Annotated in this window: 12 protein-coding genes and 2 pseudogenes; 7 read left to right on the forward strand and 7 right to left on the reverse strand. The window is 70.0% G+C overall.

The genetic code is table 11. The annotated features are described in order from the left end of the window. Positions 1-177: 177 nt before the first annotated feature. Positions 178-3,330, forward strand: coding sequence for an AAA family ATPase (locus P3T39_RS21565; RefSeq protein WP_280700105.1), 3,153 nt, complete (start codon positions 178-180; stop codon positions 3,328-3,330). 133 nt (positions 3,331-3,463) lie between these two features. Here the strand turns inward: P3T39_RS21565 and P3T39_RS21570 are convergent, their stop codons facing one another. Continuing rightward, positions 3,464-4,549 (reverse strand): RICIN domain-containing protein, encoded by a 1,086-nt coding sequence (locus P3T39_RS21570; RefSeq protein WP_280700106.1) that lies wholly within the window; start codon positions 4,547-4,549, stop codon positions 3,464-3,466. Positions 4,550-4,561: 12 nt separating this feature from the next. Then, a complete protein-coding gene (locus P3T39_RS21575) occupies positions 4,562-4,921 on the reverse strand; it encodes a nuclear transport factor 2 family protein (RefSeq protein WP_280700107.1) in 360 nt (119 codons plus the stop codon). A 459-nt stretch (positions 4,922-5,380) separates the two neighbouring features. On the opposite strand from P3T39_RS21575, the gene P3T39_RS21580 reads away from it, so the two are divergent. The 4 genes from P3T39_RS21580 (at position 5,381) to P3T39_RS21595 (ending at position 7,146) form a co-directional block, all read left to right on the forward strand. Continuing rightward, entirely contained in the window at positions 5,381-5,662 is a 282-nt protein-coding gene (locus P3T39_RS21580) for a transposase (RefSeq protein WP_280700157.1), read from the forward strand. A 74-nt stretch (positions 5,663-5,736) separates the two neighbouring features. Next, positions 5,737-5,967, forward strand: coding sequence for a GNAT family N-acetyltransferase (locus P3T39_RS21585; RefSeq protein ID WP_280700108.1), 231 nt, complete (start codon positions 5,737-5,739; stop codon positions 5,965-5,967). Between the two features lie 217 nt (positions 5,968-6,184). Beyond that, entirely contained in the window at positions 6,185-6,553 is a 369-nt protein-coding gene (locus tag P3T39_RS21590; protein ID WP_280700109.1) for a PadR family transcriptional regulator, read from the forward strand. Beyond that, on the forward strand, positions 6,550-7,146 hold the full coding sequence (locus tag P3T39_RS21595; RefSeq protein ID WP_280700110.1) for a hypothetical protein: 597 nt from the start codon (positions 6,550-6,552) through the stop codon (positions 7,144-7,146). Before P3T39_RS21590 ends, P3T39_RS21595 begins: the two co-directional genes overlap by 4 nt. A gap of 40 nt (positions 7,147-7,186) precedes the next feature. On the opposite strand, the gene P3T39_RS21600 is transcribed toward P3T39_RS21595, so the two are convergent. From P3T39_RS21600 to P3T39_RS21610, 3 genes are all read right to left on the reverse strand, one after another. Continuing rightward, the gene (locus P3T39_RS21600; protein WP_280700111.1) at positions 7,187-8,749 is read right to left on the reverse strand and encodes an IPT/TIG domain-containing protein; all 1,563 of its coding nucleotides are present in this window, start codon (positions 8,747-8,749) and stop codon (positions 7,187-7,189) included. 540 nt (positions 8,750-9,289) lie between these two features. Then, positions 9,290-10,027, reverse strand: coding sequence for an IPT/TIG domain-containing protein (locus P3T39_RS21605; protein WP_280700112.1), 738 nt, complete (start codon positions 10,025-10,027; stop codon positions 9,290-9,292). Between the two features lie 553 nt (positions 10,028-10,580). After that, the gene (locus tag P3T39_RS21610) at positions 10,581-11,291 is read right to left on the reverse strand and encodes a hypothetical protein (protein WP_280700113.1); all 711 of its coding nucleotides are present in this window, start codon (positions 11,289-11,291) and stop codon (positions 10,581-10,583) included. 104 nt (positions 11,292-11,395) lie between these two features. Here P3T39_RS21610 and P3T39_RS21615 point away from each other — a divergent pair. Then, positions 11,396-11,560 (forward strand): annotated as a pseudogene (locus P3T39_RS21615) (IS5/IS1182 family transposase); the annotation flags it as partial. Positions 11,561-11,861: 301 nt separating this feature from the next. Continuing rightward, positions 11,862-12,107: pseudogene (locus P3T39_RS21620) on the forward strand (alkanesulfonate monooxygenase); the annotation flags it as partial. A gap of 112 nt (positions 12,108-12,219) precedes the next feature. Here P3T39_RS21620 and P3T39_RS21625 read toward each other — a convergent pair. Next, on the reverse strand, positions 12,220-13,332 hold the full coding sequence (locus P3T39_RS21625; RefSeq protein WP_280700114.1) for an oxygenase MpaB family protein: 1,113 nt from the start codon (positions 13,330-13,332) through the stop codon (positions 12,220-12,222). Positions 13,333-13,802: 470 nt separating this feature from the next. Further along, positions 13,803-14,093, reverse strand: coding sequence for a hypothetical protein (locus P3T39_RS21630; RefSeq protein ID WP_280700115.1), 291 nt, complete (start codon positions 14,091-14,093; stop codon positions 13,803-13,805). Positions 14,094-14,269: the final 176 nt, after the last annotated feature.

The following is a 14,269-nucleotide window of genomic DNA, read 5'->3' on the forward strand; positions in this document are numbered from 1 at the left end:
CGCTGGGCTTCGCCGGCATCGGTACCCCGGTGGGCTCACGGAGGGAACGGTTTCGGGAGATGGCAGATCATCTCAGGTTGCGGGCGCTGTGGGGGATGCCGTGGCGGTTGAGTGGCGATGGTTGCGCTGGTCGTGGTCGGCATCCGGGGTTGACATCGCGGGTGCGGGGGTGACCTGGTGAGGACGTTCGGCGAGATTCTGCTGGAGCATCGCCGGGCGGCGGGGCTGACGCAGGAGGAGCTTGCCGAGGCGGCCGGGTTGGCCGCCCGGTCGATCAGGGATCTGGAGCGGGGCCGTCGGGAGCGGCCGCAGCGTCGCACGGTGGAGATGCTGGTGTCCGCGTTGCGGCTGGTCGACGCCGACGCTGCCGTGCTGCTCGGTGCCGGGCGTTCCGGTCGGCTGGGGGATACGCCTGCCGAGGACGGCGTGGCGGGGTCCGGCCTGTTCGATCGGAACAGCCAACTGGCGCTGTTGGAGCGTGCGGCCGGTGCGGCGCGTGCCGGTCGGGGTGCGGTGGTGCTGGTGGAGTCGGGGCCGGGGATGGGGAAGACCTCGCTGCTGAAAGCCTGGGCTGCCGATGAGCAGGCGCGTGGGATGCGGGTGCTGCAGGCCGGCGGTGGCGAGTTGGAGCAGGACTTCGCCTTCTCGGTGCTGCGGCAGCTGGCCGAACCACTGCTGGCGCGAGCCGGCCGTGTCGGGCGGGAGCGGCTGCTCGCAGGCCCTGCGGAGCCGGCGTCATACGCCTTGCGGGTGGACGGTGCCGGCGAGGGCGGGGGGCTGTCGACCGAGGCGTCGCTGGGTGTTCTGCACAGCCTGTACTGGCTGATGGTGCATGTCACGGATGACGGGCCGGTCGCTCTGCTGGTCGACGACGTGCACTGGGCGGATGGTCCGTCCGTGCGGTGGTTGGAGTACCTGGCCCGGCGTCTGCGTGGTCTGCCGTTGCTGCTGGTGCTGGCGGCGCGGCCGGACAGCGGGACTCAGGTCGAGCCACTGCTGGAGCAGATCGCCGCACAGCCGGACTGCCGACGGGTCGGGTTGCCGGCGCTGACTGCCGACAGCGTGGCCCGGATGGTGCGGACGAGTCTGGGGCGGGACGCCGAGTCGCAGTTCGTCGTCGCCTGCGCCGAGGCGACGCAGGGCAATCCGTTGTTGCTGCGCGAGCTGCTGCGGACCCTGGCAGACAACGGGGTCGAGCCCGCCGGCGATCAGGCACATCTGGTGGAAACGTTCCGAGGCCGGATCCTGGCCGCCACCGTGGTCAAGCGGCTGGCGAGCCAGCCGGAGCCGGCCCGGCGCCTGGCACGGGCCTTGGTGGTGCTGGGGGACGGGGCCACCTGGCATGTCGCAGCCGAGCTGGCAGGGTTGGGCGAAGCCGAGGCCCGGGAGCACGGCCGCCGGTTGCAGCGGATCGGTGTTCTGAAACCGGGTGAGGTGGCGCGGTTCGATCATCCACTGGTCCGCGCCGCGATCGCCGAGGCCGTCATGGGGCCGGTGGAACTGGCCACCGGGCATGCGCGGGCGGCCGAACTGCTCCGGGGCGAGGGCGCGGCCGGTGATCTGGTGGCCACACATCTGCTGCTGACCGAACCCAGCGGTGAGGCCTGGCGCGTGGAGGCCCTGCGGGAAGCGGCCCGGGTGACCCGCGGCCGAGGGGCTCCGGAGATCACCATGACGTATCTGCGCCGGGCCTTACGGGAACCGATGTCCAGCGGACAGCGAGGTCCCTTGCTGCTGGAGCTGGGAGCTGACGAGTTGCAGGTCGACGTCAGCGCGGCCATGCATCACCTGACGCAGGCTTCGTCCACGTTGACGGATCCTTGCTCCCGGTCCCTGGCGGCTCACCTGCTCGCCGATGCGCTGTTCATCGGACATCAGCACGCACGCGCTGTCGAGGTCCTCGCCCGGGCCGTCGAGGACCTGCGGCAGGAGGGCGATGGTGCCGGGCCCGGCCGTGAGTTGTCGTGGTACCTGCAGGCCCAGATGCTGCTGATCGGCTACGAGCACCTGTCCACCCTGCCGGCGGCCCGGCAGCAGGCCAGACGGCTGTGGGACCACAAGCTGGCCGGTGACACGCCGGGTGAGTGCGCGGTCCTGGCCGCGCTGTCCGCCTCGGCGGTCACGGGGGATGCCAGCGCCGCGGTCACCAACGACCTCCTCGACCGGGCGCTGCGCGGCGGGATGACGGGAGGGGACCAGGCCGGAATGCTCGTGAGCCTGGCCGGGATGGGATTCGTGACCACTGACCGCCTCGACGACGCGGCGGCGCGGTTCGACCAGATCGCCGACCTGGGCGTGCGGTGCGGCTCCTTCCGTATGGTCTCGGCGGCGATGATGTGGCAGCTGACCGTCCGGGCCCGTCGGGGTCAGCAGGCCGGGCTCACCGCGGACATCGGACATCCCGGTACGACGACCGGGGACGGCGTGGAGCATCGGGTGAGGCTGGCGATGATGGCCCAGGTGGGCGAGTCGCTGATCGAGCGGTGTGACCTGGCCGCGGCGACCGAGGTCCTGGTCCCGGACGCCGACACCGACCAGGTGGGCTGGTTGTGGCAGGGGCCGATGCTCCTGGTTCGTAGCCGTCTGCACGCCGAGCGGGGCAATCCGACCGCCGCACTCGCGGTCCTGCTGGAATACGGTGCGCAGGAGAGGCAGGCACGGGTCACGAATCTGGCCATGATGCCCTGGCGGTCGCAGGCTGCGCTGACGCACCTGGCGCTCGGACAACGCAAGGAAGCACTCCAACTGGCCACCGAGGAAATGGAGTTGGCCCACCGGTGGGGCACTGAGCGGGCGATTGGACTGGCATCGCGCTGCCTGGGTGTCGTGACGGGCGGCCCTGAGGGACTGGCCCTGCTCGAAGAGGCCGTGGCCGTGTTGGAACTTTCTCCGGCCCGCTTGGAACTGGCCCGGGCCCGGTACGAGCTGGGGACTGCTCTGTCGCGCGCCGGCGAGATCGGCCAGGGCCGCCGGTCCCTGACTCAGGCGCTGGATCTGGCCGAGACCTGCGGCAGCGTCCTCCTGGCCGGCCGGGTACGCCGGGCGTTGACTGCGGTGGGGGTGCGTCCTCGGCCTGCGCCACCGGTGGCTCCGATCCTGTCGCTGACCGAGTATCGCTTGGTGGAGCTGGTCGGTGCCGGTCATAGTGATCGTCAGATCGCCCAGGCCCTGCTGCTGACTGAGCAGGACGTGACCGGGTTGATGGACCGGGTGGGCCGCAAGCTGGGGGTGACCGGTCGGGCAGGCCTGGCGGACATGGCGTACGCGGCCGGAACCGGCGGCCTCAGGCAGGCACGGGCGTTGGGGTCCGTACCTCGGCAACCGAGCTGAGACCGGGGCTCCTGCCACCGGGGTGCATGGGGAGGGCCTGGACCTCCCGGTACGCGAGGTCCAGGCCCTCATTCCGTGGGCCCGGGCGGGCAGTTAGCAGGGTTTGTGCCCGTGCCCCTACGGTGGGAACCGGTTACTGGAACTGCTCCCAGGGGCCGATTGCGTTGGCGCGGGCGCGCAGCATGCCGTTCTGGTCACCGCTGTAGGCGTACTCGGCCGAGACGTACAGGCCGTTGGCGGCCGACCGGATGGCGTAGCCGGTGCCGGTGGGCTCGATGGTGAACTGCTCCCAGGGGCCGATCGCGTCGGCGCGGGCGCGCAGCATGCCGTTCTGGTCACCGCCGTGGCCGAGTTCGGCCGAGACGTACCGGCCGTTGGCGGCCGACCGGATCGAGTAGACGTTGCTCTTGTTGTTGCGGCACAGGTTGAACTGTTCCCAGGGGCCCATTCCGTCGGCGCGGGCGCGCAGCATGCCGTTCTGGTCACCGCCGTAGCCGAGTTCGGCCGAGACGTACCGGCCGTTGGTCTGTGACCACAGGGGGGTGGCCGTGGTCACGCAGGCGGTCTCGTTGGGGGTGACGCTCCCCAGAACGGCGCTCAGGTAGCTCTGGTAGGACTGCAGCGCGTCGATGGCCCGGCCGATGCTGGGGCCGGAGACCGGGAGGGCGTTCCAGGTCAGCTCGCGCTGGTGTCCGTGCCGCCAGCCCCGGGTGTGCACCGCGTCGCTTCGCGGGTTGTCGTTGTCGGGGTCCTTGGCGTCGATGTTCTGCCCGCTGTCCTGGTAGGACTGCAGGGCGTAGGCATTCCAGTCCTCCCAGCCGCCCCAGGAGAAGAGCTGCTGGTTGGGCGCGGGGTAGACCAGGTTCTCCATGACGACGGCCCCGCCGTTGCCGCCCAGGTAGGACGCGACCTTGTGCTTCTGGGGGTTGAAGAGCAGGAACCGGCCGCGGTCTCCGACCTGGATCCACTGGCAGTACGGGTTGTTGGCGTCGAACTGCTTGAGCCAGACGCTGTCGTCGTTGGGGCTGGCGCACAGCATCCGGTCGTTCCAGAGCCCGTTGGTGATGAACACCGGCGTGGCCACCGACTGCCCGGCCTCGTCAGCCGAGGCGGGGGTCGCGGGCAGGCCGACCAGGCAGACCGCGGCCGTGAGGACGGCCACGGCTGCGGTTCGCGCGGTCCTCAACGCGGACCTGAGGGTGCGCAGGAGGTTTGTCATGGGTCTCAGTCCTCAGCTGTTCGGAGTCAGCGCGTAGCGCACGGTCTGGGTCTTGATGAGCCCGTCGCGGAAGACGAACGTGTCGACGCCGTGGTGCGCCTGGCCGGTGTCGGAGCCGGCGGACCACTCCAGGAACAGGACGTCGCCTTCGAAGATCTGGATCTTCAGGTCCCACTTGGCGTGGGGGAGGTCGGCGAACAGCTGGGTGAAGCCCTCGCGGACGCCGTCCCTGCCGTGCTTGACACCGGTCGGAGTGATGAAGGCCGCGTCGTGGGCATAGTTCGCGACGATCTTGTCGAGGTCCTCGGCCATGAGGGCCTGTCCGTGGCTCTGGAAGATCTCTTGCGGGGTTCGGGTGGTGAGGTTCTTCACGGGTGGTGCCTTTCTGCGCTCGAAGGGGTGGTGATTGTTCTGCTCGCTCGGGGTGTCCCGCGCGTGCGGGGTGCCTGACTCGAGGCGGCTGCGGACGGGTGCCCGATGTGGCCGCCAGGCGGTACGGGGGCGCTCTTCTTCGACGCGCTGCTGGCTCGGTGTCGGTGTCGGGCGGGCACCGGCCGATGGCTTCCGGACGGGCGGCAGTTCCTGGCGTCCCCTGGTCGTGCAGCCGGCTCCTGTGCCTCAGCTGTCAGCGGAGCCGCCCAGCCGCGTGGTGGTCACATGCTGCGGCCTGCGGAAAGGCAACCCGCCAGCCCCGCCGGTTGCCACGGTCTGCCCAGCCCGGCCACCAGACAATTGCTCTTGCACCCTCGCTGACGCTTCGCCATCCTCGTCGTACTCCGCACTCTCTGGACCCCTCGCGGTAAACGATGAGAACCCGCACTGGGCTCTTCTATCGGCTGCGTCAAAGCAGAACATCGAGGTCATGACAACACCAGGAAGAAGCAGGGGAAGCCTCACCGGAAGTCCCTGTGTCGCGGGTCTGTACAACCGGCCCTGCACTCCCTGGTCACCGGCCTTCGCCGGGACCAGGACGCCGTCGTCGCCGGCCTGTCCAGCTCCTGGAGTTCGGGTCAGGTCGAGGGCCAGGTCACGCGAATCGGGCTCCTCAAGCGGAAGGGCTACGGCCGCGCCAACCTCGACCTGCTCCGCCGACGCATACTCCTGGCGAGCTGACCTGGCCCGATTGTCGGCGACCACTTCCAAATCCGCGAGTACGACCAGGTACGTGATCACAGCCCATGACAGTTATGGCAGGAGCGGTCACCCATCCAGCCGCTCGCGGGCGCGGTCTTGCGCGCGCCGTGTGCGGCTTCGTCGTGGACGCCCTCGTCCACCGCCACGGCCGCGCCGCGCTCATAGTTCACGACGACAACCCGTCGGCCATCGCCGCGTATGAACGACTCGGGATGACCAAGCGTCCGTTCCGCTCGGCCCACATCCTGGCCCAGAGAGGCCGGGGCTCTGCCGCGGCAAGCTGATACGGCCGCCCCTGCTCAGAGGTGAGCACAGGCGGCCGGACAACTCCCCGCCAACTGGCCGCTGCCACCCGATCACAAGATCTTCGCCAGAGCCGAATTCCGTGACCGCCCACACCCCTACCTCGGCCCCCGACCTGACCCGGGTGTACGAGCGAGCGGGCCGTTGGGTTGGGGATGCTGCTGCGACGTCCGCACCATCCGTGGTAGCTTGCTTTGCATGGTAGATGGCTATGCAAGCATCCCGGGGGTGGATGGCCGGGTGGCGAGTCAGCTCCGCAAAGGGGTGCTGGAGTACTGCGTCCTGGCACTGCTGCGGGACGGCCCCCGCTACGGGGTGGAGCTACTGGCGGAGCTCGCCCGGGTCGAGGTGATGGCAACCAGCCAGGGCACGATCTACCCCTTGCTCTCGCGTCTTCGGCGGACCGGACTCACCGACACCCACCTGCGGGAATCCGAGAACGGGCCGCCACGCAGGTACTACACGCTGACCGACGCCGGCCAGAGCGCGTTGGAGGAGTTCACCGCGAACTGGCCCTCCTTCCGCGCCGCCGTCGACCACTTCCTCACCCCTGGAGAGACGACGTGAACAACACCCTCACCCACCCCCTCGTGCGGGCCTACCTGTCCTCGGTCGAGGAACAGGCCACGGCGCTCCCCGGCGCCCGCCGGCAGGAGCTGCTGGCAGATCTGCGCGAGCACATCGAGGTGGCGCTGGCAGAATCCGACACCCTCGACGACAACAGCGTGCGCCGTGTCCTGGAGCAGCTGGGGGCGCCCGGGGAGATCGCGGCAGCCGCCCTGGCCGAGGAACCCGGCAACCACCCGGTACCGCAGAGCAGCAGGCACACCTCGGTCACCCTCTGCCTGGCCGTCGTGCCGCTGCCGGTCGCACTCGTCCCGGTGATTGGACCATTCCTCGCGCTGGCCGCCACAGTCGCCGCACTCGTACGGCTGTGGAAGTCCCCGCAGTGGGTGCGCCGGGAGAAGCGGCAGGCGACGCTGCTCGTGCTCTCGCCGGTCGTCACCGTCCCGGCACTCGCCGTGGTCTGCTCCGTGGTGCTCGGCGGTCTGACCCCGATCGCGTTGATGACCGCCCTCCCGGCTGCGGTGTGCCTCCCGGTGGCCGCGGCCATCCGGCTTGGCCGTTCGGCCGCGCGGCTCCGGCGGCATCTGTCCTAGACCCGCATGTCATGTGCCTCACGCACCTTCTCCGAACTGACTAGGGCGACTGGATTCGGGTGTAGGTGAGGGCGTTGCTGGTGCCGCCGGGGGTGGTGGCTGTGACCTGGACGGGGCCCGCGCCGGCGGCGGGGGCGGTGGCGGTGGCCTGGGTGTCGGAGAGCGCCGTGAACGAGGTGGCCGCCGTGGTGCCGAAGGTCACCGCGGTGGTGTTGGTGAGGTTTGTGCCGGTCAGGGTCACCCTGGCGCCGCCGAAGAGCGGGCCCTGGTTCGGGGTCAGGGACACGAGGGTCGGCGCCGGCAGGTAGGTGTAGGTGAGGGCGTTGCTGGTGCCGCCGGGGGTGGTGGCTGTGACCTGGACGAGGCCCGCGCCGGCGGCGGGGGCGGTGGCGGTGGCCTGGGTGTCGGAGAGCGCCGTGAACGAGGTGGCCGCCGTGGTGCCGAACTTCACCGCGGTGGTCCCGGTCAGGTTGGTGCCGGTCAGCGTCACCGTGGTCCCGCCCGAGACCGGGCCCTGGCCCACGGAGAGCGTCGTGAGGGTGGGCGCGTTGAGGAAGAAGTAGGTGAGGGCGTTGCTGGTGCCGCCGGGCGTGGTGGCCGTGACCTGCACCGGGCCCGCGGTTCCCGGCGGCGCGGTTGCGGTGATCTGGGTGGCGGACCCCACTCCGAACGACACGGCCGTGGCCCCGAACCTCACCGCGGTCGTCCCGGTCAGATTGGTGCCGGTCAGGATCACCGTGGTCCCGGCCGAGAGCGGCCCCTGGCTCGGCGCGAGCGAGGTGAGGCTCGGCGCGGGGACCAGGGAGTACGAGAGGCCGCCACTGGTGCCGCCCGGCGTGGTAACCGTGACCTGGACCGTGCCCGCGGTTCCCGGCGGCGCGGTCGCGGTGATCTGGGTGGCGGAGACCACCGAGAACGAGGTGGCCGCCGTGCCGCCGAAGCTGACGGCGGTGGTGTTGGTGAGGTTGGTGCCGGTCAGGGTCACCGTGGTCCCGCCCAACACAGCCCCCTGGTTCGGCGTAAGCCCGGTGAGGGCCGGCGAGGGTGCATAGGTGAAGGGGAGTGCGTTGCTGGTGCCGCCCGGCGTGGTCGCGGTCACGGCGACGGTGCCGCTGGCGGCGGGGGCGGTGGCGGTGATCTGGGTGGCGGAGACCACCGAGAACGAGGCCGCCGGCGTGCCGCCGAAGCTGACGGCGGTGGCGTTGAGGAGGTTGGTGCCGGTCAGAGTCACCGTCCCGCCCGGCCCCAGGCTCGGTGTGAGTGCGGTGAGGGTCGGCGCGTTGAGGAAGAAGTAGGCGAGGGCGTTGCTGGTGCCGCCGGGGGTGGTGGCCGTGACCTGGACGGGGGCCGCGGTTCCCGGTGGCGTGACGGCGGTGATCTGGGTGGCGGAGACCACCGAGAACGAGACCGCCGCCGTACTGCCGAAGGCCACGGCGGTGGTCCCGGTCAGGTTGGTGCCGGTCAGCGTCACCGTGGTCCCCCCCGAGACCGGCCCCTGGCCCGGGGCGAGTCCGGTGAGGGTCGGCGCCGCCATCAGAGCGTCGACCGGCGGCGCCTGCCCGGGCGGCGCGGTGGCCGGGTGCGGGTTCTGGGACGTGTTCATGGCGCCTCCTTGCCGCGGCCGACGGCGGGTGCCGGCCGGACGTTGGGGTGTGATGACGAGCGTGGGCAGCGCGCGGCGGGTGCGCCCGGCTCGGGTGCTCCGGCCGCCCGAGCCCGGTAGACGTGTCGGGTGTCGGGAGTGCCGCCGCGGCCGCCGGGACCGGCCGCCCGGGGTGGAACCGCAGGCCGAGGCATCGACCGGGACCGCCGACGCGTCATGGGTGATCCCGCCCGCTCGGTCGGCTCCGCCGTCATCCCCAGGCCGCCACCGGCGGCGGCGACCCGCTGCCGGTGGCGGCCTGGGGATGCCCCACTTTTTCGCCCCCAGCCGACGGCGCGGCCCCCGGGTGACGGCGGTGGTGCCGCGCTCGCGTGCGAGCCGGCCCGCCTTCCTGTGGTGGGCCATGCGGACCTGGCGGCCCACCACTGGCGGGTCAGGGACGTCCGTGTCGTGGGACGAGGCCGTGCCGGGACGGCAGGAGCGGCGGCCGCTCCTGCCGCGGTGGTGCCGGCCGGCGGCGCGAGCGGCCGCCGGCCGGGCTCACGGACCCGCGACGTAGGTGTAGGTCACGACGTCGGTGCTGGTGCCGGCGGAGTTGGTGACGTGGACGTTGACCGTTCCGGTGCCGGCCGGGGCGACCGCGGTCAGGGTGGTGTCGTTGTTGACCGTGAAGCTGGTCGCCGCGACGCCGCCGAAGTCCACGCCCGTCGCGTTGGTGTAGTTGGTGCCGGTGAACGTGGCCGAGGCGCCCACCGCGCCCGACGTCGGGTTGATGGACGTGACCGTCGGGATTCCCGGCAGGTACGCGAAGTTGAGGCCACTGGCGGTGCCTCCCACGCTGGTCAGGACGACCGGCACGGTCCCGGTGCCCGCGGGCACGACGGCGGTCACCGTGTTGTCGTTCACCGCGGTCACCGCGGTCCCCGCGGTGCCGCCGAACGTCACCCCCGAGGTGGTGGCCAGCTCGTACCCGCTGATGGTGACGGTGCTGCCCGCCGTCGCAAGGGCGGGCGAGATGGCCGTCGCGATTGGCGGAGAGACGTAGTAGAAGTAGGACGTGTTGCTGGTGCCGCCGGCGGTGCTGACGTGGCAGTTCCCCACACCGCAGCCGGCCGGCAGGGTGAACGTGAGGTGCGTGGCGTCGACCCTGGTGAACGGCACCGACACGCCGTTGAAGTAGACGGTGATACCCGTGAGGGGCAGGCTGACGGTGTCGGTGATGGTGATGAGGGTGTTGCCGGACTGCGGGCCCGTGGTCGGGCTGATGCTGATGGACATGGGACTGCTCCTTCGCGGTTGGTCGCCTCCCGTCGCCTTGTCGGCGGGAGGAGCACTGAGGTGGGTGGGGAGTGCTCGGTGGAAGGGCACGGGGGCGTCCGGAGCCGGCCCGGGCGCACGCCCCGGCCGGGCGACGGCATCAGGCGGCGTGGCATCAAAAGCGGCGCGGCCCGCGACGCGGTCGGCGCGAGCGCCTTCCGTCATGCTGGTGAAGGGGGCATCGTGCCGCCGGACGCACGTGCTGGTCGTGGCGTCGTTTCGGGCGACGGCCGGGGCGGGACCCTTTCACCCCGGAAACCCGCGAAAGCGCTCGCTCCGCGTGCCGGGGAAGATCCGCCGCTTCCAGGTTCTCGTGAGATGACAGTTCGTCAACTCACCGCGATGGCTGCCGCTTCCCGAAAGGGCGGTCCACCTCGCCTGATCCGATTGAAGCGGATGTACTTCGAGTACGTAAGGGCGCACACGAAGCTTTAAGTAGTGAAGCATACGATATGACCGTTCCGATATCGTCCGCCCAGCGCCCCTGCCGCGCGCCCGGCGCCCGCAAACGGCTCTAGCGGCAGGCTTCCTGGTCAGTCTTGGAAGGTGCGATTCGAAGCAGAGGAACTACTTCTCCCGTGGTGGGGGGTTTATAACTGATGATGCTGTGATGGCCTAGCTCCTTCAGCTCTTCTACTCTGATCCCTGTGGGTCGCAGGATTTCAACGGTTGCCCATCCATGGAAAGCTGGCTTCTCGTCTGACCGGATATCTCGGCGATTGCCGTTAGAGTCAGATGCGTGTGAGGGTTTCCCATCAGCGCGGTGGCCTGATCGGGGAACGGTGAAGGTCTCGCCGAGGACGGTGATGGTGCCGCCGAGCGGAGCCGCTTCCAAGGCCTCCAGCCGGGCCTTGGCTTCTCTCGGCCGGCGAGCTGCGACCTGCATGAACGCGGGAAGCAAGGGAAGCCGCTCGCGGGTTCGGGCGTCGGCTCTGGCTTTAGCTTCCTGTTCGATCTTCTTCGCAAAGCAATCGGCTTCAGTCGGTGGAATGGGGGATGGGCCCCAGCGTGCCGGTTCATCCAGCGCCCATTGTGCGATATCGAGATAGAGAGCCCGGGCAGCCGTCTTGATGGTCACGGCGCCGATGCGCGGTGCTCTGGATGTGGTGATACTTCCATCTGGCATCCGGCGCTTGATGGTCTCGACCGCGGTACGGACCTTCCAGGTGTCGCGTATTTCCGGTGTCAGGTGAAGTGTGCCAATGCCGGGGTGGTGCGCTTTCAAGTCCGCCCAGAAGTAGCCGGCTAGATTTCTGGACAGTGCTTCGAGAGTGGCGTAATCGATTGAGGGTTGGCGTTCAGAACCGCTGTCAGCGCAGGGGCATGACGCACGTCATCCTCGACGGCACGCTGATCGAATCCGACCGCCTCGCGGGCGTCCGCGAGAACGGCAACGACCTGTGGTTCAGCCAGAAACAAGGCGTTCGGCGGCAACATCCGGTTTCTGTCGGCCTCGGACGGCACCCCGCTGTGGGTTCCAACGTCGAACCCGGCGGCGTCCCCGACATCACCGCCGCCCGCATCCACGCTCTGCCCGCCCTCTACAAGGCAGCGACCGACGGCCTGCCGACCCTGGCGGACAAGGGCTACATCGGCGCGGGCATCGGCATCCTCATCCCCGTCGGCCGCCCAAAAGGCAAGTCCGAACAGGCACTTCACGTCGACACCCGCATGTTCAACACCCTGGTGTCCCGCTGCTGCTCGGGCGTACTGGCCCCGGGGCGCCCCGCCCTGGTCGGGCTCGTTGGCCCTGCGCGGACCTGAGTGATCCAGCCGGGGGTGACCGGAGGTTCGAGTGAGCCTGACCTTTCACTGGTTCCTGCCCACCTGTGGCGACAGCCGTCACATCGTCGGCGGTGGTCACGACGTGGCCGCCGTGGCCGCCGGGGCTGGCGGGGCCAGCGGGGAACAGTGCCCCGCCATCATCGGCCATCTCGCCCAAATAGCCACCACGGTCGAGCAGTTGGGCTTCGAGGGAGTGCCGGCTCCGACCGGTGTCTGGTGTGAAGATGCGTGGATGATTTATCGGCACCCGCAGCGTTGAACTCATGGTGCTGCGGCACCAGGTGGCGGTGCTCCAACGCCCTGAAACGGGTCCGGCCCCCAGCGGTTTCGCGGGGGCCGGAGCTGTTTTGGCTGACCGGCCGAGGCGGTCAGGACGACGGGGTCAGGCCGGTGGGGACCTGCCACTCGTAGCGGCGGCCCTTGTTGGTCAGGAGCAGGCCGTTCTTGAACACGATCAGCCCCAGCTCGCTCGCCGCCTGGGCGGCCAGTGGCACGGTGTCGCCCGCCTTGCCGTAGCCGAAGTTGAGTCCGGACCCGAGCTGGAGCGCGACCTTGGTGAAGTCCGCCGGGGGGACGTTGACGATGCCGGCGGCCTTGTCCCCGGCCAGGTGCCGGATCAGGGTCGGGCCGACCCCGGCGAAGGCGGGGCCTGGCAGTACCTCCCGGATGAAGTCCAGTACGCCCTTGGTCAGGGCCGTACCCGCCTCCGAGGGGCTCTGCTGCCGCCGGAGGATGGTGTCCATGAGCGCGGAGCCGTCGTCGAACTCGACGGCGTTGAGCTGCTCGTGGACGCCGAGGACATGGCCGATGACCCGCCAGATGTGGAAGTAGGCGTCCCGGTCCTTGTCGGGGAGGTCGACTCCCAGGCGCTTCAGGCCTTTCGGAATCACCACCGCGAAGCTCATCAGCGTCCCGGCGAGGTCCTCCTGGTTGACCGGCAGCCCCCACTCGGCGTTCCAGTTGTCCAGGCGGGCGACGTGGTACCGCATGGTGGCGTGCAGCAGGCGGATCTTCTGCGCCGAGCGCAGTCCCCGGCCACCGGGGCCCAGGCCGCCGGTGTCGAGGACGTCGACGACGAACTGCGAGGTCTCCATCAGCCGCCGGTACACCCCCGAGGTGAGGCGCTGCGAACGGTAGAGCACCTGGGCCCCGTTGCCGCATCCGTAGCACAGCGGGAGGGAGGCGCACAGCAGGATCGAGACGATCTGCGGCTGGTAGCGGCCCAACAGGGCGTGCCCACGGTCCATCAGCGCCGGATCGGCCCACTCGGGCAGCACGGCGGTCTGTTCGAAGTAGCGCTGGAGCTGTGGCGGCAGGTCGGCGGGCGCTGTGTCGCTGTTCCGGCCGAATCCGAGCAGGGCCCGGCGGACCTGCTCCTGCTGCCCGAGCGAGTAGGTCTCGGCGATGGCGTCGTCCGCCGGCGGATCGCCGGCCTTTCGCATCCGGTTCAGCAGCTCGTCGGTCCACCCGGTGGTGGGCATCTGGGCCTCCTTGACATGAGATTGGGACGCCGCATAGCTACCAGCCGGGCTCGGCGGGCGGTGGGAGTGTCACCCGGACGAGGGCAGGTCGGGCCGGCGGGGCGTACCGTCCCCGTGTCCGCAAGTGACCGGCTGTCTTCCTTGTGGTTCGGGTGAGACGGCCCCCGCGTCCAAGTGGGACACAGCGCACGTAGCCCAGGTGGACCGGAGCGACGCCGCGCCGGCTCTATGCCCGCCGTGTTCAAGATGAGAGGTGGAAGCGGTGGAAGACGCGGGCGGCGCCGCCGGTTCAGGAGTCGGATGAGCAGTTGGACTGGTAGGGCGGGGTCACTGGTGGTGGATGCCGTTGGGTGAGCGGCTCGATCTCAGCGGCACGCCGCCCCCGAACCGAGCCATCACGAAACACCGTGGCCCGTTGTCGCTCGGCGGCTGCGGACCTGTCGCCGCTCGCCCGATCACAGGGGGCTGGATCAGTTGATGCAGCCAGCGATGATGACTGGGCTGCCGGTGCAGTTGCTGGGGATGTTGTTCGTGATGCTTGAGTTGTTGACGGTGAACTGGTCAATGGTCCGTACGCCGCCGGGGGCCGCGGTCGAGACGTTGTCTCGTACGGTGCCGTGGTTGCCTCTCCCGATGCCGAGGTCGCTGCCCAGCAGGCGGCCGCAGAGGGGAACTGCGAGCTGGCACAGCAGATCGAGCAGCAGATCCAGGACGAGCGGCAGGCCGACCAACAGGCTGCCGCTGCCTTCCGCGGACAGCACCCAACTCGACGGCTACTACGGCGAGTAGTCACCACCGTTCGGGAGCCCCGCAGCAGAGCCGCAGCTGCGGGGCTCCCGGCGTTCCCAGGCCGGCGGTCCGCCACCTTCGTTGGAGACAAGCCGGGGCTCTGCTTGATCAGCCGCGTGCGCGAAGCGGCATGGCACAGGTCGTTGTC

Source organism: Kitasatospora sp. GP82, from assembly GCF_029892105.1.
In the GTDB taxonomy this organism is placed as follows: Bacteria; Actinomycetota; Actinomycetes; order Streptomycetales; family Streptomycetaceae; genus Kitasatospora.